This window comes from Tenacibaculum sp. Ill (genome assembly GCF_051938915.1).
GTDB lineage: Bacteria > Bacteroidota > Bacteroidia > Flavobacteriales > Flavobacteriaceae > Polaribacter > Polaribacter larymnensis.
In genome coordinates this window covers 51,061-69,821 of sequence record NZ_JBPSCW010000002.1, presented here as the reverse complement: position 1 = coordinate 69,821, position 18,761 = coordinate 51,061, and the positions used below count along the sequence as shown (strand labels likewise).

The window sequence follows — 18,761 nt, the reverse complement described above, 5'->3', positions numbered from 1 at the left end:
CATAGAATATTATGAAAAATATAATTTTAAAAACTATTTTATTATGTTCTGTTATTTTATTTTCTAATTGTGAATTAGAAGATATACCGAACCCTAATGCACCTACCGAGGAGAGTTTTTCTGATGGAGCGAGTCAAGCCGATGTTCAGTTGTTAGCTGTTGGTCTTGAAGCTGTCATGAGAAACGATTTAGAATTTCATTATAATACTGTAAGCCTTTTAGCAAGAGAGTACTATGATTTGTCAGGTACGGATCCTCGTTATACAGGAGAAATTTTAAAAGGCCCGTTAGATAATAATGGTTTTTTAACAACAAGATCATATGCTGCTTGGTATAGAGTTGTTAAATCAGCGAATGTTTTAATCACCGCTGTAGAAAACTCAAATGCAGGATTCTCAGATAGTGTAAAAAACTCTTATTACGGATATGCTAAAACATTAAAAGCATATGCTCTTTTAATGGTTGCTAATCGTCAATATGACAATGGGATTAGAATTGATGTTAATGATCCAGATAATTTAGGGCCATTTATAGGGTATGAAGAGTCTCTAATTTTTATTAAAGACTTATTAAATGAAGCAAGGAGTGATTTATCTAATTCACCAGATGAATTTGATTTTCCTTTAAGTAGTGGTTTTGACGATCTAAGAAAACCAGACCCAGATAAGCCGGGAGAGAAGCTTCCATTATCCCCTAGTGATTTTACAGAGTTTAATAGAGCATTAGTAGCTAGAGTAGCGTTGTATCAAGGGGATAATACATCTGTTTTAAATTTTTTAAATGAGTCTTTTTTTGATTTAAATGGAGGGTTGTTTTATGGAGTTACCCATGTGTTCGGAGCAACAGGGAATGATATTTTAAACAATCAGTTTCATGTATTAGGCCAATCTGGGCAAGAATATGTAATTCATAATTCTTGGATTAATGACGCTGAGTCTGGCGATAATCGGGTAGCTAATAAATCATTTTTACTTTCGACTCCAGCAGCATTTGATGGATTGTCTGCAACCCATCAGATAGCGATTTATAAGAGTAATACGGCACCTGTTTATTTGATAAGGAATGAAGAGCTAATTTTAATGTATGCTGAAGCTAACATTGGAACTAATAATACAGAAGCAATTAATGCAATTGATATTATAAGAAATGCTGCAGGGCTACCCAGTTATTCAGGAGGAACTTCTGATAATGAGTTAGTAGAAGAAGTTTTAAAACAAAGAAGGTATTCTTTATTAGGAGAAGGTCATCGTTGGGTTGATTTAAGACGTTTAAATAGGTTAAACGCAACCTATGTTCCTTTAGATAGAGCAGGAGATAATATTATTAATGCTTTTCCTACACCATTTAGTGAGAATGCTAATTAATAACATAGCTTGTTTTTATTGTGATATTTGATAACGAAAAAGCACCTTCTTGAGGTGCTTTTTTTATGGTCTATTTCTTTATTGGTATAAGTTTTTTGAATAAAACTAAATAAGTAAAACAACAATTCAATAATTAAAAATTATGCATAGAATCATATGATTACAATGAGTTTGTCAAGTCTTCACAATAGAGTGTTATGAAGTATTGAAAGAATAATATGCTTAAAATAGTTGTAAGTAAATGTGTTTAGAAGAATAGAGTATGAAGAGGTTTTAGATATAAGATACTTTTAAGAGGTCTAATTTTTTTATGAAGTACATAAGATTGTTTTGCTGGTATTGATAAATAGTAGTTTTTGTGTTAATGTGTTGGGCGTGATTTAATTACGAATATGTTTGTTATGAGATTTAAATATTAGTATGTTTATAGTAAATTAACTTTTTTAACATAAAAAATAAAATAGCAATATGATTATGGAACAAAAAACGAAATTATTTGTTTGTGTTTTATTGATGTCGTTCACATCAATGATTGGTCAGACGATAAAAGGGAAAATTACAGATACGAATGGAGTGCCTCTGCCTTTTGTAAATGTAATAGAGAAAGGTACTACTAATGGTGTAACAACTGATGATAATGGAGAATACTTTTTAAAAGTAGGTCAGTTACCTGTTACGGTTATAGTTTCTTCAGTGGGGTTTAGAACGAAAGAAGTAGAAGTAACTGATAGTTCTTATCTTACAATAGTAATTGAAGAATCAAGTGAGTCCTTAGAAGAGGTGGTAATTGTAGGTTCTCGTAATAAAGGTAGAGTCGCAATAGATTCTCCTGTAGCTATTGATGTGTTAGATGTTTCTGAGCTAACTGAGTCAGCACCTCAAGTTACAGTGACAGAAATTTTAAATTATGCAGCGCCGTCTTTTAATTCCAACCCTCAATCAATTTCAGATGGTACGGATCATATCGCACCAGCTGCTTTAAGAGGATTAGGTCCAGATCAAGTATTAGTGTTAATCAATGGGAAAAGACGTCATAAAACTGCTTTGGTAAACGTAAATGGTACTTTTGGTAGAGGTTCAGTGGGAACAGATATGACAACAATTCCATCAATTGCTATTGAAAGAATTGAAATTCTTAGAGATGGTGCAGCTGCTCAATATGGTTCTGATGCTATTGCAGGAATCATAAATATTGTCTTAAAGAAATCTACAAATAAGTTAGAAGTTAACTTAACAACAGGTGCTAATTTTACAAGTAAAAGTAGCCCAGAGAGAGATATAGATGGAGAAAAATTAAATTTAGGGTTAAATTATGGATTACCAATTGGCAAAGATGGAGGGTTTATAAATTTTACTGGAAATTTTGACTTTAGAGGATGGACTAATAGAATGCAAGAATGGGAAGGTTCAATATTTAATGCTTACAACTCTATTGAAAGAGTTGCAGCAGCAGATGGGTACAATATTTCAAATCTATTAGATGATGATTTAGATGATATTTTTAATTACGCAGGTGATGCAGGAATTACATTGAATGGTACTGAAACAAAAGAAGAATTGCGAACAATTTTAGGAGCTGATGTTACCGAAGCAGAATTGTTAGCTCGTGGTTTGAAAAGAAGTGATTTTAATATGAGAGTGGGGCAATCTAGGGTAAGAGGAGCGCAGTTTTTTGCAAACATGGAAATTCCGTTAGGAAATGAAACCTTTATTTATGGGAATGCTGGTTTAAGTTATAAGAATGGTAATGCGGCAGGTTTCTATAGATTGCCAAATCAATCTAGAGCATACACACCAGCATATATGAACGGATTCTTACCAGAGATAAACTCTAATATTCAAGACAAATCGTATGCGATTGGAATAAAAGGAAAGTTAGGTGATTGGAATGTAGATTTTTCAAATACATTTGGTAGAAATGAGTTTACTTATTTGATAAGTAATTCAAGCAATGCATCTTTAGGTAATTCAACGCCTTTTGAAGCGAATTCAGGAGGGTTTTATTCAAGCGAAAACACAACAAATATTGATCTTAGTAAGTTTTACGAAGATGTAATGTCTGGTTTAAATATCGCTTTTGGTGCTGAATATCGTTTAGAAAATTATGGTATTGTAGCAGGAGAGGAAGCGTCGTATGCGAGATATAATACATTGGGTAATGTACATGATCCAACAGATCCTGATTCAATGGTTCCTGAAGATTTTTTTGGTGAACCAAGACCAGGAGGTATTCAAGTGTTTCCTGGGTTTAAACCAGAAAATGAAGTAAACTCATTCAGAAACTCTATAGCTGGTTACATAGATGTAGAAGCAGATTTTACAGAGTCTTTTTTATTAAGTGGAGCTGTACGTTATGAGAATTTCTCAGATTTTGGAGGTACTTTAAATGTAAAAGTAGCATCTAGGGTAAAAGCTTCTAAAAACTTTAATTTAAGAACTAGTTTACAAACAGGGTTTAGAGCACCATCATTGCATCAAATATCTTACAGTTCAACCAGTACCTTGTTTGTAGATGGTATACCAAATGAAGTTGGGGTATTTTCAAACACTTCGAGAGTTGCAAGGATTTTAGGAATAGGTAAATTAAAAGAAGAAACTTCTTTTGGGTTTTCTGCAGGATTTACAGCAAAAGTGCCAAGTGCAAACTTAAAGTTTACGGTTGATGGATATCTTATAAATATTGATGACAGAGTAATATTAACAGGGAGTTTTGATGATAATGGAGATGCTGAGTTGGAAAGATTGTTCCAACAAGCAAATGCTACACAAGCAGCATTTTTTGCAAATGCTGTAGATACTCAAACAAAAGGAGTAGATATTGTTGTAGATCACAAAGCAAATTTTTCTGACAAGATGAGGTTAACTAACACTTTAGCGTTTACATTTTCGAAAACGGATGTAGAAGGTGTGAATATTCCAACAGCTGTAAAAAATGCAGGATTGTCTGATACTTACTTTGACCCAACAAGTAGAATTTATTTAGAGTCTTCGGTTCCTACAACAAAAGGGAATTTATCACACAATTTAAGTGTTAATGACAAATGGAGTATCTTTTTAAGAAATAGTTATTTTGGAGAAGTTGAAGAAGCAACTAACAGTAACGATCCTTCTATAGATACTACTTTTGGAGGAAAAGTAATTACAGATCTTTCTTTTGGATACAACTTTAATAAGAGCTTAAGTTTAACATTAGGAGCAAATAATTTATTTGATGTTTATCCAGATGAGAACGATCCCGCTTTTAGATCTAGTGGACGTTTTATCTACTCAAGACGTTCTGTACAGTTTGGAACTAATGGTAGGCATTTATTTGCAAGATTACGTTTTGTATTAGATTAACATTGGAATAATTCATAAAAAAGCACCTTTTTGAGGTGCTTTTTTTATTGTTTATATTCTTTTAAAAATAGTTTATCGTTTTCAAAAACCGCATAGGTATAATACTGAATCCAATCCCCCGTATTAAGATAAACACTGTTTTCTTTAAGTTGAATTTCTAAAGGAAGATGTCTGTGTCCAAAAACAAAATAATCGTAGTGTTTAGCTTCTAATTTACGTTTACAATATTGTACAAGCCATTCATTGTCTTCGCCTAAAAATTTAGCATCCTCATCACCAGAAATCAATTTGTTTTTAACTGATATGTATTGTCCTAATCGAACACCCAAATCTGGATGTAGCCAACGAAACATCCATTGAAATAACGGGAATGTAAACACTTTTTTCATGCGTTTATATCCTTTATCTCCAGGGCCTAATCCATCACCATGACCTATTAAAAATAATTTATCGTTGATTTTAAATTCTTGAGGTGAATGAAATACAGGGATATCTAATTCCTTTTCAAAATAATCATGCATCCATAAATCATGATTTCCAACAAAAAAGTAAATCGGAATACCACTATCTTTTATTTCAGCAAGTTTACCTAAAACACGAACAAAACCTTTAGGAACAACAGTTTTATATTCAAACCAAAAATCGAATAAATCACCTAGAATAAAAATTGCTTCAGCATCTTTTTTAACTTCGTTTAACCATGTAACAAACTTTTGTTCACGAGGAAAACTAGCTTCAGAAGTTGGAGCTCCTAAATGTTGGTCAGAAGCAAAATAGATTTTTTTATTCTCAGAAGTATTGATTGAAATCAAATCGTAAATTTTGGTAAAAATAAGTATTTTACCTAGAGTTTACACAAACAAATTTTGGCTACATTTGTTTTCGTATTTACAAAAACTCTTGTTGATGAATCCATTTGATGATGCCTACTTTATGAGAAAAGCTTTACAAGAAGCTGAGTTAGCTTTTGATAAAGGAGAGGTTCCTGTTGGTGCAGTTATTGTTTTTAAAGATCAAATAATAGCAAGAGCACATAACTTAACAGAGTTGTTAAATGATGTTACCGCACATGCAGAAATGCAAGCGTTTACTGCAGCAGCAGATTTTTTAGGTGGAAAGTATTTAAAAGACTGTACTTTATATGTTACGCTAGAGCCTTGTCAAATGTGTGCGGGAGCGAGTTACTGGACGCAAATAGGTAAAATAGTGTACGGAGCTAGTGAACCTAAACTTGGTTTTTCTGTTTTACAAACTAAAATACATCCAAAAACAAAAGTAATATCAGGGGTTTTGGAAGAAGAGTGTGGCTTTTTGTTGAAGAAATTCTTTATTGAAAAACGCAACTTAAATTGACGATAGTCATTCCGAACTTGTTTCGAAACCTTATAAAAAGAAATTAAAACAAAGTCTGTTGTTTGGCTCCACTTTCGTGTTCTAATAACCATTTTTTACGCCATACACCACCAGCATATCCTGTTAATGAACCATCAGAACCAATAACTCTATGACATGGAATTACAATCCAAATCGGGTTTTTACCATTGGCAGAAGCTACAGCTCTAATAGCCTTCACGTCGCCTAATTGTTTGGTCTGTTCTAAATAGGTTCTGGTACTTCCAAAAGATATGTTTAATAATTCTTTCCAAACAGATTGTTGAAAAGTTGTTCCTTGTGGGTTCAATTTTAGGTTGAATTCTTTTCTAGTACCAGCAAAATACTCATTTAGTTGGGTAATACATTCTTGTAAGCAAGCTGGAATTTCCTTTGAGGAGCTGATTGTGGTTGAGGTATCATCATCCAATACAGAAATCGATTGGATTCCATTTTCATCGCCATCAATTTTGGCAATTCCTATAGGAGTTTTATAATATGTGGTCTGTAGGTTAGACACCAAAAATGTCTTTAGAGTTCTGTGTTGTAATTTCCGAAATTTCATCGAAAGTCAATCCATAAATATCTACTAACTTACCCACAACATTAGTAATGTAACTACTCTCATTACGTTTTCCTCGGTATGGAGTAGGGGCTAGGTAAGGAGAATCGGTTTCTAAGACAATGTGTTTGATATCAATTTGATTTAAAAACTTGTCAATCTTTCCATTTTTAAAAGTCGCTACACCACCAATCCCTAATTTCATGTTATAAGAAATTGCTTTTTCAGCTTGTTCTAAGGTTCCTGTAAAACAGTGGAAAATTCCGTATAAATCGTCTCCCTTTTCAGTTTCTAAAACTTCAAAAATTTCATCAAAGGCATCACGACAATGAATAACAATCGGTAGTTTTTTCTCTTTTGCCCACTGAATTTGCGTACGAAAAGCTTCTTGTTGTTGCGATAAAAAAGTTTTGTCCCAATACAAATCGATACCAATTTCACCAATCGCATAAAAATCACGCTTGTCTAACCACTCTTTTACATGTGCTAATTCATCTTGATAGTTTTCTTTTACCGAAGTAGGGTGCAATCCCATCATTAAAAACACATCGTTTGGATAGTTCTTTTCTAAATCGAACATGCGTTCAGTATAAGAACTATCAATCGCAGGAATAAAGAAACGAGAAACGCCAGCTTCTTTAGCACGTTGTATCATTTCGTTTCTGTCTTCGTCAAACTGACTTGAATATAAGTGGGTGTGTGTATCTGTAATCATTTATTGCCGTATCTTTACGAAACAAAAGTACAAGAAATGGCAAGTTTGAAAAAAGTATTACGAAAAAAGAAATACATTAAAATAAAACTCAAAAAAATGATAACAAATCATTTAGAGTTAGATGCGGAGATAAATGGTGTTAAAGGAAGGTTTATTTTAGATACAGGGGCTTCTAATTCGTGTGTTGGGTTAGATTTAATAGAGCGTTTCAAGCTTATTTCTGAAGAAAGTGAAGTAAAAGCGGCTGGAGCAGGAGCGACGGATATGGAAACACATAAGTCAGGAAACAATTCTCTTAAAATAGGGAAGTGGAAAAATGATTCATGTGATTTGGTTCTGTTTGACTTAACGCATGTAAATACAGCTTTAAAGCAACACGATGCTGATGAGGTAGACGGAATTATAGGAGCAGATATTTTAGAAGCTGGAAAAGCCTTTATTGATTATAACAAGAAAGCGTTGTATTTAAAGAAGCTTAAAAAGAAAAAAGTTAGAAAATTGAAAGCTCCTTTTTAGAACATAAAAAATCCGTAAGAAACATCTTACGGATTTTTTTATGCTTAATTGCTTAAGTTAATTAACTTAAAACTTCTTTAATTCTTTTAATTGCCTCACGTAATTGTAATTCAGAAGCAGCATATGATAAACGAACACAGTTTGGAGCACCAAAAGCTTCACCAGTAACCGTAGCTACGTTGGCTTCTTCTAATAAAAGCATAGAAAAGTCGTTGGCATCTTTAATTTCTTTTCCTTGGATTGTTTTTCCAAAGAAATCAGAAATATCTGGGAATACATAAAAAGCCCCTTCTGGTACGTTTAGTTTAAACCCATCGATTTCTCCTAATAACTGTAAAACTAAATCTCTACGTTTTTTAAACTCATCTACCATGTATTGTACTTTTTCTGGCGATGCTTTTACAGCTGTAATTGCAGCACGTTGAGCAATACAGTTAGTCCCTGAAGTAATTTGTCCTTGCATTTTAGTACAAGCCTTAGCAATCCATTCAGGAGCTCCAATATAACCAATTCTCCATCCTGTCATGGCAAAAGCTTTAGCCAACCCGTTAACAGTTATGGTACGGTCGTACATGCTTTCAATAGCAGCAAAACTAAACGGTTTTGTTCCGTAGTTAATGTGCTCATATATTTCATCAGATAAGATATAAATATCTGGATGCTTTTCTAATACTTTAGCTAATGCTCTGTATTCTTCCTCGCTATAAATTGTTCCACTTGGATTATTTGGCGAGTTAAAGAAAATCATTTTTGTTTTTGGCGAAATAGCAGCTTCTAATTGTTCTGGAGTGATTTTAAAATCATTTTCAATAGAAGAAGGAATTTCGGTAAATTTAGCTTCACACAAAGTTGCAATTGCAGAATAGCTTACCCAATAAGGAGCTGGCAATAATACTTCATCACCAGGGTTTAATAATACCTGAGCTACGTTAGCAATAGATTGTTTTGCTCCTGTAGAAACAACTACTTGGTTTGGAGCATATGTTAAGTTATTATCACGCTTAAACTTCTCGCAAATAGCTTCTTTTAATTCTACATATCCATCAACTGGAGTGTATGAGTTATAATCTTGATTAATAGCTTCAATTGCAGCATCTTTAATAAAATCAGGAGTGTTAAAATCTGGTTCTCCTAAACTTAAACTAATGATGTCTTTACCTTCAGCTTTTAATTCTCTTGCTTTAGCAGCCATTGCTAAAGTTTGCGATACTGGTAAACTGTTAATTCTGTTTGATAATGCGTTTGACATTGTGTTGTTATGTTGTATGTTGATTTATGCTAATTGCGGTTTTTTTCCTAATTCAGCTAAGTGTCTAAAGTGCTCAATAACTGCTCTACGTGTAGTATTGTATTCGTTATAAGGAAGGTTAAATTCCTTAGCAGTTTCTTTTACAATTTGAGCTAACTTCTTATAGTGAATATGAGAAATGTTAGGAAAAATATGGTGTTCTACTTGGTGATTCAATCCGCCTGTGTAAAAGTTGATAAACCAATTTCTAGGAGCAAAATTTGCTGTAGTGTATAATTGGTGAATAGCCCATGTGTTTTTCATATTACCATCTTCATCTGGTAATGGAGTTTCTGTTTTAGGAACAATGTGTGCCAATTGGAAAACCACACTTAAAATGATTCCTGCAGTATAGTGCATCACAAAAAATCCGATTAATACTTTCCACCAAGCAACATTCATCACAGCGATTGGTAATACAATCCAAAGAGAATAATAAATAACTTTAGAAACTACTAATTTAGTCCACTCTTTAGCTGGATTTGGAAACTCACCATACGATAACTTACGCTTTAAATAGCTATGCATTTGTTTAAAATCGGTAGTAATAGCCCAGTTAATAGTTAACAATCCGTATAAAAAGATTGAATAATATTTTTGGAATTTATGAATCCATAACCATTGTGTGTGTTTTGAAAAACGGATAATTCTACCAGCATCCATATCTTCATCATGGTCTTGAATGTTTGTGTATGTATGGTGTAATACATTGTGTTGTACTTTCCAGTTATACACATTACCTGCTAAAATATAAATACTGCTTCCAAAAAGCTTATTTACCCATTTTTTACTTGAAAAAGATTCGTGGTTGGCATCGTGCATCACATTCATTCCTACTCCAGCCATTCCAACACCCATTACAATAGCAAGTGCTAATTTTATCCATTGAGACATATCAACAGTTAAAATTAATATGAACGGAACGATAAACATAGCTAACATAATAATAGCTTTTGAATATAGTTTCCAGTTACCTGTACGCTTAATATTGTTTTCTTTAAAGTAAGTGTTAACTCTTTTATTTAGAGTTCTAAAAAACTTAGCTTTGTCTATTCTTGAGAAGTTTACTGTCTTCATTTGTTGTTTGTTTGTACCGCAAAAATAAACGTTTTTGGTTCACGGTTATTGCTAAAGGTTAACTTTTTAACTAGATTAATATCTTTTACATAAAAATTAACAATACCAATTAGTTTTTTATTTTTGCAGCGGAAAAAATCACTTCATGGAACTTATAAAAAAATACTTTGACAATTTATCAGAAAAGCAATTAGAACAATTTTCTAAGCTGCAAGAACTGTATCAAGATTGGAACTTAAAAATTAATGTTGTTTCTCGTAAAGATATTGATGAATTGTATTTACGCCACGTATTACATTCGTTAGGAATAGCGAAGGTTATGGAGTTTAAAGCAGGAGCCAAAGTAATGGATGTAGGTACTGGTGGAGGTTTTCCAGGAATTCCGTTAGCTATTTTATTCCCAGAAACACAATTTCATTTGGTAGATTCTATTGGAAAAAAGATAAAAGTAGTGAATGAAGTTGCTGAAGGATTAGGTTTACAGAATGTGAAAACGACACATGGACGTGTTGAAGAAGTAGACGACACCTACGATTTTATTGTAAGTAGAGCAGTAGCACAAATGGAAACGTTTCACCGTTGGGTGAAAAATAAAGTGCATAAAAAACAAAATCATGCACTTAAAAATGGAATTTTATATTTAAAAGGTGGTGACCTTACAGAAGAACTTGCGAACTTCCCTAAAGCCACCATTTATAACTTGCCTGACTTTTTTGAAGAAGATTTCTTCGAAACCAAAAAAGTAGTGCATTTACCTATGAAATTTAAAGGTTAGTCTAGTACTTTTTATTTTTTGAAAATGCCTTTTGAAAAAGTAAACTGTAAAGCTGATTTTTGTTTTTTTGCTTGTTCTGTTGATACAGAGTTGTAAGGAGTTAATTCATAAGTGTCTTCTCCTTCAACGATTGTAAGTTTATCAGAAGAAACAGTAACAGATACTTGTCTTCCGTCAACACAGTCTGGTATACTATCCCAGCTGTAGCATAAAGTTTTTTCTGTTTCATCTGACCATTTCCATTCAGCTAAACCGCCTTCGTTATCAGGAGTTGGGTTTGCTAACTCTACAAAATAAGTGCCTGCTTGTGAGAAAATTACAGTTAATTCGTGTTCTGTTCCAATAACACTTTCTCCATTAACAGTTTTCATTATCCAAGTTTTGCATAATAATTCAGTGTTAGTAGAATTTTCAATTTTTTCAATCTTAGCAGAAGTTACAGATACTTCAATTTCAGGATTTTCATCATTTACAATTATAAAATCCATAGAATCTGATTTTAAATCAGTAATAGTAATTTTCCCGAAATCAATTAAATTAATTGTAGTAGAATTTAAAATCTCATAATCACCAAATAATATAGATGGAGTACTGTTTTTTAATTGAGTTTCTTCGGTGGTTGGAGTATTTCTTACTAAAATATACTTACCGTCTTCGTTAAATTCAACAGATTGGTAAGTGTCATTATTATTGATTTCCCATTTAGCACTAATTTTTTCTTTTTCAATGGCTTTCACTATGTCTTCTTGTTCATTTTTACTACAAGAAATTGTGATAAAAACCGTTAAGAATAAAGCAATGAAAGTGTTTAAATTTTTCATAAAATATAATTTTTGAGTTAAGCGACGAATTTAGTAATTTGTGAGTTAAAGGTTAATTTTTTACAGTAGAAAATACATAGTGCATTTCAGCTGTAATTTGTAAACTACGCTCCAAGTATTTCTCTTTTTCTGATGATGTACCGTCATATAATTTAGGGTCTTCATAAGTAATAGGAATCCTTTTATCAGCACCTGCTATAAAAGGACACCCTTCGTCGGCTTGTGAGCAGGTCATGATAGCACAAAATGCTGAAGTAGGATTAAACTCATCATCATACTTTTTAGAAAAGCCTATTATAGGGGCTGAGTTTTCTGCGTACTTTATTGCATAAATAGGGTTTGTACCTTCAGATAATTGTTGAATATTAAACCCGTTACCTACTAAAGTATCTACAACTGTTGCATTCATAGCAGTAGCTTCTGTTCCTCCTGAATAAGAAAGTACATTCGGAATTTGATAATAAAACGCCATTGTTTGTGCCCATACTTGCGATAAATGACTTCTTCTTGAGTTATGAGTACAAATAAAATTCAGATTTATGACTTCTTTATTGTTCAGTTTTTCCTGAATGTAACTTACAAGAGGTTGTAAAACTTGTTTTCGCTCTTCTGAAACAGTTGGTAAACTTGAAAGAGTTTGTTGTATTTCAGTAAATAGTGATGAGGTTTGTGTATTCATATTAGCAGCACCCTGAATTTGGTTCACAAGCAGTTTGTTTTTGTAAATCTGATAGTTTTACTCTTGGCTTTTCTGTTGGAATTCCGCAGTTATCTTTAGCTAAACAATCCGTTTGTTTTGTAGTAAGTAAGAAGTTAGTTCCGTCAAAATCCAATCCATACTTTCCAATCGTACTTCCTTGGTATTCTACCTCGATTTCTAAATCAGGAATATTTAATACTTTTTCTGATAACTCAATAATATGAATTAATTTTTCTGGGTGTAATCTGTGATCATAATCATTTGCATTCCATAATTGAAAGTTAACTACTTCTTCATTTCTAACTGTTCCACCACAGTCGATAAAGTTTTTAGTGATTTTTCCTACTTCAGTTACGTGAAAATGATTAGGAACTAGGCTACTGTCAGGTAATTGAAAAGCAATAGTTTTTAATGCGCTTAAATGTTGTTTGATTTCTGATAGTTTCATGGTTACAGTGTTTATTGTAATATTGCGATTAATGATTCCAAATTTTTTTAGCAACAATTTTTATTGTTTGTGTCAAGGTTTAAAAATGAAGATAGTAAGGTTTTGATTTCTTTCCATGTTGATGGATTGATACAATAGCAAACGCTAGTTCCTTCAATAGTTCCTTTAATAATACCAACTTTTTTTAACTCTTTTAAATGCTGCGAAATAGTAGGTTGTGCCAAACCAATTTCATTTACCAAATCCCCACACACACAAGAATTTAATTTGAATAAATGTTGTATAATAGCAATGCGAGCTGGGTGCCCTAACACTTTTGCAATCGTAGCTAATTGATTTTGCTCTTCAGTAAATATTTCTGATTTGGTTAACCCCATTGATTAATTATTATATTGCAATATTACGATTAATAAATAAAACACCAACTATTTTTAGTGTTATTTTTTATAAAAAGTTTAATACCAGCGTTTTTTCTTCTTTTTAGAAGCTTCTGATTTTCTTCCTTTTTTGTGTTTACTAACAGTGTTGGGTTGTTTTTTCTTCTTAGGTTTTGCTAGAGGGAATGGATGGTCTTCTACAATTTTTATAGTTCTATCCATAAATTCTTGAATTGCCTTGATGTAAGAAGTTTCATCAGCACTACATAACGAAAAGGCGATTCCAGATTTACCAGCTCTACCTGTTCTACCAATTCGGTGTACATACGTTTCAGGAATGTTTGGTAAATCTACATTAATTACAGCATCTACTTTGCTTACATCAATTCCTCTGGCAGCAACATCAGTGGCAATTAAAATATTGGCTTTGTTATTTTTGAAGTCTTCTATGGCTTGATTACGCAAGTTTTGCGATTTATCACCATGAACACTAGTTGCTTTATAACCGTTCTTTTGTAGTGTTTTTTCTAACTTGTCAACTCCAAATTTGGTACGACGAAATATAATGATTCGTCCTTTTATGGTGTTTCGTAGTAAGTGCAAACACAAATCTACTTTGTGTTTTTTAGGGGTGTAGTATAGTAACTGACCAATGTTTTTAGAAGTGGTTTCAGTAGGAGAAATATCTACTTTTTCAGGATTGCGTAACATCGATTTAGCTAAATCGTTTACCTTTTCTGGCATCGTTGCAGAAAATAGTAGGGTTTGCTTTTTACGTGGACACAATTCTTCAATCTTTCTTACATCATCAATAAAGCCCATATCGAGCATTAAATCAGCTTCATCTAAAACAAAAGTTGTTAGTTGTCGAACATCAATACTTCCTTGTTTGTGTAGATCGATAAAACGACCAGGAGTAGCAATTAAAATATCAACTCCTTTTGCCAATACATCTTTTTGAGGTTGCGTAGACATACCTCCGTATATAACAGTGCTTCTTAAATTAGTATACTTACTATACGCTTTAAAATTTTCTTCAATTTGAATTGCCAGTTCTCTGGTAGGACTTACAATTAGTGCTTTTATCTTCTTAGCTCTTTTTTCAACATCTTCTTCTTTAGAAAGCTCTTGAATAATAGGCAACGCAAAAGCAGCTGTTTTACCAGTACCTGTTTGTGCAGCTACAATCACATCCTTTTTGTTAAGTACTAACGGAATTATTTCTTGTTGTACTAGCGTTGGTTTATGGTGTCTTTCTTCGGTAAGTGCTTTTAAGATAGACTTGCTAAGTTGTAGGTCTGAAAACTGCATCAAATATTTTTTTGCAAAGGTAGGCTAAAAGGAGTTATACTTTAAGATTTACCAAAAAGTTAAAATATATCCTAACATAGCACTTCCTAAAACAATAAAAGCGCTGTTTACTTTTTTAAAATAAAAAACAGCAAGCAGACTTATGATGGCAATAACAATAGTGCGCCAATCTGTAATAGTATCTTTAGCCATTGTTATACAAACAGCAATAATTAAGGCAACGGCAGCTACATTTACAGCATCTAAAATAGCACCAATAAGCTTAGACTTTCTCATTTTAGGAATCAACGGATTTAAAACTAAAACAAAAAAGAAGGATGGTAAAAATATTCCAATAGTTGCTACCAGTGCACCCGTTATTCCGTTCATTTGCCAACCAATAAAAGTAGCGGTAGATAAAACAGGACCTGGGGTTATTTGTCCTACAGCAACCGCGTCTATTAGTACTTGTCTAGAAAGCCATCCGTTAGCAACCAGTTCTGCATCTAAAAAAGCAAATAACACATAACCACTTCCATATAAAATTGCACCAACTTTTAAAAAGGTCAATAAAATTTTCAGGTTGTTGGCTTGAAGCGTTTCACTTGCTTGAAATAGAAAAAAAGGAAGTATGCTGGTTAAATTAGTACGGTTTTTGTTGAAAAAATAGAGTAATGCACCTAATAAGCCACATCCAAACAAAGCTGCTATTTCATTAACGCCTAAAAGGCAGGCAACTAAAGTGATTAATCCTAAAATAGCTAAAGAAGTGTTTTTTACAGCTTTTTTACCTAATCGATAAGCTGCCATAACAATAATGGCAATTACCGCAGGTTTTATTCCGTAAATAAAAGGTTCAACTTTAGGAAGCTGACCATATTCTTGGTACAACCACGCTACTATTGATGTAATTACTACGGCAGGAAAAATAAAACAAAAGCCAGCGACAATTAGCCCTTTCCAACCAGCTCTTTCATGTCCGCAATGCATGGTCATTTCAGTAGAGTTTGGTCCTGGTATTAAATTGGTAGCTCCCATTAAATCTAGAAAATGTTGCTGAGTCATCCATTTTCTTTTTTTAACAACTTCATCTTCCATCATGGCAATATGCGCAGCGGGTCCACCAAAAGCAATACAACCTAGTTTAAAAAATAATTTGGCGACCTCTTTAAGTTGAGTTTTTTGTGACATTTTAAAGTGTTAGAAAAATAGACTTTAGTGGTTTTTGGAGGTAAATTTAAATAAAAGTACACTGGTTAAAGCTTTTTTACACTTTTTTGACAATTGATTTACACTTTTAACGGAAGGTTACGATAGTTTTGATGAAAACTTTAAAAACGAATAGTATGAAAACCATTAAAAATAGAATTTTGTTAGTTGGGGCATTGTTAGTTATAGTACTTGTAAGCGGGTTTGCTAAAAGTACTTCAACAGTTACACCAAAAGAAATAAAAGAGGTAAGAGAAACTGTGAAAAATCAAACAATCAATATGTTTGTAACACACGGTCATTGTAGCACACCATTTGGAGGTATTGTAAACGATTTAAAAGTGGATATCCCTGTACGAATGGATGCTGGAAACCCGTTAGAAAACATGCGTATTTCGTTTGAGGTTAATCCAAACTCATTTAGAGTATGTAGAGGTGATGAGGCTGATTTAACAGCAAGAATAAAAACAAAAGGGGTTTTTATTAATGATCAAAACGACAACATAACGTTTAGAACTACGAATGTTTTTGTGATGGGAGTAGATTGGTATCAAATTAACGGTTTGATGTCTATTAAAGGGGTTGAAAGAGAAGTGAAGTTTTTTGCAACAGGAATTAGAGACTCATACAAAAGCATGTCTAGCGAACTGGTATTGCAAGGTCAGGTAAACTTATTAGATTGGGGGATTGATTATGATAAATTAGTAAACGGGCAATCATCAAACGTTCCAACAAAATGGTTGTACTTAAATATGAAAATTGAGTTGAGTTAGTTGAAGGAATAAAAAACAAAATAGTATTCAGATACTATTTTGTTTTTTAACGGTTTGTTTATGATTTCGTTGTGGAATCGTCCGTAGGTTTTTATTCCGCTTAGAAATTTAAATATCAGAACCTTTTATTTCATCAAAAATTATAACTTTTTCATATATCTTTTTAATATCACTAAGAACTTCCGAACTTGTAATTGTGTTCAAATATTTGTGTCCAGTTAAATTATGTGAATCGTAAGTTTTTTTTGTATGCTCGTATAGATCTTTTGAAATTTCAATTATCGAATGTGAATCGATTTTATAATATTTTGTAATTAGCTCTTTACTTTCAGTTGTAAATGAAATTCGGAATAAATGCTCAAAAAATCCAACTTGAAAATTTTCCCCGAACAAACTTCTGCATTCTCCGATTATTCTTTTTTTATCTTGAGTTGTATATGGTGATGTAATTATTGATGCTATATTACCTGTTGTATTGTCGGTTTCGTAGTTTAACCCAAAATAATCTATGGTCTTGAAGTAAAAACTAGTTTCAGATTTTATTATAGAATCGCTATAGTTTTTGATTATTAGGTAAGAGCTATAATCAGTATTAGGTTCGAATAAGTGATATCCCACATTATTTATCTTAAGGAATTCATAGTCATTTTTAAATTCTCTTTGAATATTAATTATTGGACTATGTTCTAGTCGTAATAATTCTAATTGATTTTTAGATGAACGAAAACTAAAATAGGCAACAAGTAGAGAGGCTATTCCAAGAAAAATAAACGAAAATACTTCAAAAAATATTTTGTTTTTTGTCAACCATTTTCTGGATTTTTTCACAGTTATTTTCCTCATTCAATTTTAATTAATTCCAGTAGCTTTTATTTATGCGTTGGTGTAATGGTTTATAGTAGCCGTTAGCGAATTTAAGTGAAAAAGAGTTAAGAACCAACCTAAAAAATAGACTGTTCAGAGAGTGTGGTAAACTCTTCTAAAAAGCGCATACCTCTGTAGGAGTTTCCTTTTTTGTTCAATTTAGGGCTCCATACTGCAATGGCATACTGGTTAGGATGTATGGCAATAATTCCGCCACCAACACCACTTTTACCAGCGAGTCCAACTTTAAAAGCAAACTCACCCGATTCGTCATAAAAACCGCAAGTTTGCATTAGTGCATTGATTCTTTTCGATTGACTTTTGGTCAATATTTGTTCTCCTTGTCGTGTTTGTCCGTTATTGGCTAAGAAGAAAAATAATTCAGAAAGTTGTTCGCACGTCAGTTCCAATGAACATAAATCGAAATAGAAATCGAGCACCACTTCAGGATCATTATATATATTTCCGTAGGACTTAATAAAATTACATAAGGCAACATTTCGATATCCTACCGATTTTTCAGAAGCCGCAATTTTTGCTGAGTAGTCAATGTCTTTATTTTTAGAAAGACTTTTAATGAAATTCAATAAATCTTCTTTAGGATTTACCAAGCTACTAATTAAAATATCAGCAATTACAATAGCACCTGCGTTGATAAACGGATTTCTAGGAATACCATTATCCGTTTCCAGTTGTATCAATGAATTAAAACTATTTCCAGATGGCTCAACACCTAATCTGTCCCAAATAGATTCACTAAGATGCTTGTAAGCCAAACAAAGTGATAATACTTTGGCGATACTTTGTATGGAGAACTTTTCTTGAAAGTTTCCTAAACCAAAATTGGTGTTAGCAACCGTTGAAATATGCACACCAAACTTATCAGCATCAATGGTAGCTAATTCAGGAATATAGGTAGCTAACTCCCCAACATTTTCAATAGGAGCTATTTTTTGATATACAGTTTCAAGTATTTCTTTGTAATTCATTGTTTTTAAACACTAAATATGTGTTAAACGAAATTAGTTGAATTCTATTTGAAAACAAAAAGGAAAGTAACTACTTCATTTATACTGTTTTAAAATGTATTTATGGTTGATTGTCAGTGTTTTATGGTGTTTTTTGTATGTCGAGTTTATTTATTTTTGAACTTAGCATTGTCGAAATGAAGTGCTATTAAAGCAAGAAATCTATATATAGTGATTATAGAGGTATAAAATGAAAAAGGTTTGGTAGTACTATGAATTTTAAAAGGTGGAATCCGAAAAACCT

The 18,761-nt window shown here is 32.6% G+C and carries 19 protein-coding genes; 6 read left to right on the top strand and 13 right to left on the bottom strand.

Annotated elements, in window-relative coordinates; genetic code table 11:
* Positions 1 to 11: 11 nt before the first annotated feature.
* Both ACTPNM_RS00325 and ACTPNM_RS00320 read left to right on the top strand, forming a co-directional pair.
* Entirely contained in the window at positions 12 to 1,364 is a 1,353-nt protein-coding gene (locus ACTPNM_RS00325; RefSeq protein ID WP_440120142.1) for a RagB/SusD family nutrient uptake outer membrane protein, read from the top strand.
* 474 nt (positions 1,365 to 1,838) lie between these two features.
* Entirely contained in the window at positions 1,839 to 4,703 is a 2,865-nt protein-coding gene (locus ACTPNM_RS00320) for a TonB-dependent receptor (RefSeq protein ID WP_440120141.1), read from the top strand.
* A gap of 44 nt (positions 4,704 to 4,747) precedes the next feature.
* Here ACTPNM_RS00320 and ACTPNM_RS00315 read toward each other — a convergent pair whose 3' ends face one another.
* On the bottom strand, positions 4,748 to 5,515 hold the full coding sequence (locus ACTPNM_RS00315) for a UDP-2,3-diacylglucosamine diphosphatase (RefSeq protein WP_440120140.1): 768 nt from the start codon (positions 5,513 to 5,515) through the stop codon (positions 4,748 to 4,750).
* A gap of 91 nt (positions 5,516 to 5,606) precedes the next feature.
* Between ACTPNM_RS00315 and ACTPNM_RS00310 the strand changes: the two genes are divergently transcribed.
* Complete coding sequence (locus ACTPNM_RS00310; RefSeq protein WP_099215166.1) at positions 5,607 to 6,056, top strand: nucleoside deaminase; 450 nt, start codon at positions 5,607 to 5,609, stop codon at positions 6,054 to 6,056.
* Between the two features lie 43 nt (positions 6,057 to 6,099).
* Here ACTPNM_RS00310 and ACTPNM_RS00305 read toward each other — a convergent pair whose 3' ends face one another.
* Both ACTPNM_RS00305 and ACTPNM_RS00300 read right to left on the bottom strand, forming a co-directional pair.
* Positions 6,100 to 6,594: a methylated-DNA--[protein]-cysteine S-methyltransferase gene (locus ACTPNM_RS00305; protein ID WP_440120139.1), complete on the bottom strand. Its 495-nt coding sequence runs from the start codon at positions 6,592 to 6,594 to the stop codon at positions 6,100 to 6,102.
* Positions 6,587 to 7,351 (bottom strand): TatD family hydrolase, encoded by a 765-nt coding sequence (locus tag ACTPNM_RS00300; protein ID WP_440120138.1) that lies wholly within the window; start codon positions 7,349 to 7,351, stop codon positions 6,587 to 6,589. The genes ACTPNM_RS00305 and ACTPNM_RS00300 overlap by 8 nt, the downstream gene beginning before the upstream one ends.
* Before the next feature lie 36 nt (positions 7,352 to 7,387).
* On the opposite strand from ACTPNM_RS00300, the gene ACTPNM_RS00295 reads away from it, so the two are divergent.
* A complete protein-coding gene (locus ACTPNM_RS00295) occupies positions 7,388 to 7,867 on the top strand; it encodes a retropepsin-like aspartic protease (RefSeq protein ID WP_440120137.1) in 480 nt (159 codons plus the stop codon).
* A gap of 61 nt (positions 7,868 to 7,928) precedes the next feature.
* Here ACTPNM_RS00295 and ACTPNM_RS00290 read toward each other — a convergent pair whose 3' ends face one another.
* Together ACTPNM_RS00290 and ACTPNM_RS00285 are read right to left on the bottom strand one after the other, a co-directional pair.
* On the bottom strand, positions 7,929 to 9,116 hold the full coding sequence (locus ACTPNM_RS00290; protein WP_028891394.1) for a pyridoxal phosphate-dependent aminotransferase: 1,188 nt from the start codon (positions 9,114 to 9,116) through the stop codon (positions 7,929 to 7,931).
* Positions 9,117 to 9,140: 24 nt separating this feature from the next.
* Positions 9,141 to 10,232 carry a fatty acid desaturase family protein gene (locus ACTPNM_RS00285; protein ID WP_440120136.1) on the bottom strand — a complete coding sequence of 364 codons (1,092 nt, stop codon included), beginning with the start codon at positions 10,230 to 10,232 and terminating at the stop codon, positions 9,141 to 9,143.
* Positions 10,233 to 10,377: 145 nt separating this feature from the next.
* Between ACTPNM_RS00285 and rsmG the strand changes: the two genes are divergently transcribed.
* Positions 10,378 to 11,007 carry a 16S rRNA (guanine(527)-N(7))-methyltransferase RsmG gene (gene rsmG, locus ACTPNM_RS00280; RefSeq protein WP_099215171.1) on the top strand — a complete coding sequence of 210 codons (630 nt, stop codon included), beginning with the start codon at positions 10,378 to 10,380 and terminating at the stop codon, positions 11,005 to 11,007.
* An 11-nt stretch (positions 11,008 to 11,018) separates the two neighbouring features.
* Here the strand turns inward: rsmG and ACTPNM_RS00275 are convergent, their stop codons facing one another.
* The 6 genes from ACTPNM_RS00275 to chrA form a co-directional block, all read right to left on the bottom strand.
* The gene (locus ACTPNM_RS00275) at positions 11,019 to 11,828 is read right to left on the bottom strand and encodes a hypothetical protein (RefSeq protein WP_440120135.1); all 810 of its coding nucleotides are present in this window, start codon (positions 11,826 to 11,828) and stop codon (positions 11,019 to 11,021) included.
* Positions 11,829 to 11,880: 52 nt separating this feature from the next.
* Positions 11,881 to 12,507, bottom strand: a complete 627-nt coding sequence (locus ACTPNM_RS00270) for an arsenate-mycothiol transferase ArsC (RefSeq protein WP_440122808.1) — start codon at positions 12,505 to 12,507, stop codon at positions 11,881 to 11,883.
* Between the two features lies 1 nt (position 12,508).
* Positions 12,509 to 12,976, bottom strand: coding sequence for a DUF6428 family protein (locus ACTPNM_RS00265; protein ID WP_440120134.1), 468 nt, complete (start codon positions 12,974 to 12,976; stop codon positions 12,509 to 12,511).
* A gap of 47 nt (positions 12,977 to 13,023) precedes the next feature.
* The gene (locus tag ACTPNM_RS00260) at positions 13,024 to 13,353 is read right to left on the bottom strand and encodes an ArsR/SmtB family transcription factor (protein ID WP_440120133.1); all 330 of its coding nucleotides are present in this window, start codon (positions 13,351 to 13,353) and stop codon (positions 13,024 to 13,026) included.
* Positions 13,354 to 13,431: 78 nt separating this feature from the next.
* Positions 13,432 to 14,664 carry a DEAD/DEAH box helicase gene (locus ACTPNM_RS00255; RefSeq protein ID WP_440120132.1) on the bottom strand — a complete coding sequence of 411 codons (1,233 nt, stop codon included), beginning with the start codon at positions 14,662 to 14,664 and terminating at the stop codon, positions 13,432 to 13,434.
* Positions 14,665 to 14,712: 48 nt separating this feature from the next.
* Positions 14,713 to 15,834, bottom strand: a complete 1,122-nt coding sequence (gene chrA, locus ACTPNM_RS00250; protein ID WP_440120131.1) for a chromate efflux transporter — start codon at positions 15,832 to 15,834, stop codon at positions 14,713 to 14,715.
* A 155-nt stretch (positions 15,835 to 15,989) separates the two neighbouring features.
* Between chrA and ACTPNM_RS00245 the strand changes: the two genes are divergently transcribed.
* The gene (locus ACTPNM_RS00245; RefSeq protein WP_440120130.1) at positions 15,990 to 16,625 is read left to right on the top strand and encodes a YceI family protein; all 636 of its coding nucleotides are present in this window, start codon (positions 15,990 to 15,992) and stop codon (positions 16,623 to 16,625) included.
* Between the two features lie 108 nt (positions 16,626 to 16,733).
* Here ACTPNM_RS00245 and ACTPNM_RS00240 read toward each other — a convergent pair whose 3' ends face one another.
* Entirely contained in the window at positions 16,734 to 17,468 is a 735-nt protein-coding gene (locus ACTPNM_RS00240; RefSeq protein WP_440120129.1) for a hypothetical protein, read from the bottom strand.
* A gap of 98 nt (positions 17,469 to 17,566) precedes the next feature.
* Positions 17,567 to 18,478, bottom strand: a complete 912-nt coding sequence (locus tag ACTPNM_RS00235) for a glutaminase (protein ID WP_440120128.1) — start codon at positions 18,476 to 18,478, stop codon at positions 17,567 to 17,569.
* Positions 18,479 to 18,761: the final 283 nt, after the last annotated feature.

Excerpts from the sequence above, each read along its gene's own strand:
- ACTPNM_RS00235 (WP_440120128.1), bottom strand. The coding sequence starts at position 18,478 with ATGAATTACAAAGAAATACTTGAAACTGTATATCAAAAAATAGCTCCT.
- rsmG (WP_099215171.1), top strand. The coding sequence starts at position 10,378 with ATGGAACTTATAAAAAAATACTTTGACAATTTATCAGAAAAGCAATTA.
- ACTPNM_RS00265 (WP_440120134.1), bottom strand. The coding sequence starts at position 12,976 with ATGAAACTATCAGAAATCAAACAACATTTAAGCGCATTAAAAACTATT.
- ACTPNM_RS00320 (WP_440120141.1), top strand. The coding sequence starts at position 1,839 with ATGGAACAAAAAACGAAATTATTTGTTTGTGTTTTATTGATGTCGTTC.
- chrA (WP_440120131.1), bottom strand. The coding sequence starts at position 15,834 with ATGTCACAAAAAACTCAACTTAAAGAGGTCGCCAAATTATTTTTTAAA.
- ACTPNM_RS00285 (WP_440120136.1), bottom strand. The coding sequence starts at position 10,232 with ATGAAGACAGTAAACTTCTCAAGAATAGACAAAGCTAAGTTTTTTAGA.
- ACTPNM_RS00255 (WP_440120132.1), bottom strand. The coding sequence starts at position 14,664 with ATGCAGTTTTCAGACCTACAACTTAGCAAGTCTATCTTAAAAGCACTT.
- ACTPNM_RS00240 (WP_440120129.1), bottom strand. The coding sequence starts at position 17,468 with ATGAGGAAAATAACTGTGAAAAAATCCAGAAAATGGTTGACAAAAAAC.
- ACTPNM_RS00260 (WP_440120133.1), bottom strand. The coding sequence starts at position 13,353 with ATGGGGTTAACCAAATCAGAAATATTTACTGAAGAGCAAAATCAATTA.
- ACTPNM_RS00290 (WP_028891394.1), bottom strand. The coding sequence starts at position 9,116 with ATGTCAAACGCATTATCAAACAGAATTAACAGTTTACCAGTATCGCAA.
- ACTPNM_RS00245 (WP_440120130.1), top strand. The coding sequence starts at position 15,990 with ATGAAAACCATTAAAAATAGAATTTTGTTAGTTGGGGCATTGTTAGTT.
- ACTPNM_RS00295 (WP_440120137.1), top strand. The coding sequence starts at position 7,388 with ATGGCAAGTTTGAAAAAAGTATTACGAAAAAAGAAATACATTAAAATA.
- ACTPNM_RS00270 (WP_440122808.1), bottom strand. The coding sequence starts at position 12,507 with ATGAATACACAAACCTCATCACTATTTACTGAAATACAACAAACTCTT.
- ACTPNM_RS00325 (WP_440120142.1), top strand. The coding sequence starts at position 12 with ATGAAAAATATAATTTTAAAAACTATTTTATTATGTTCTGTTATTTTA.
- ACTPNM_RS00300 (WP_440120138.1), bottom strand. The coding sequence starts at position 7,351 with ATGATTACAGATACACACACCCACTTATATTCAAGTCAGTTTGACGAA.
- ACTPNM_RS00275 (WP_440120135.1), bottom strand. The coding sequence starts at position 11,828 with ATGAAAAATTTAAACACTTTCATTGCTTTATTCTTAACGGTTTTTATC.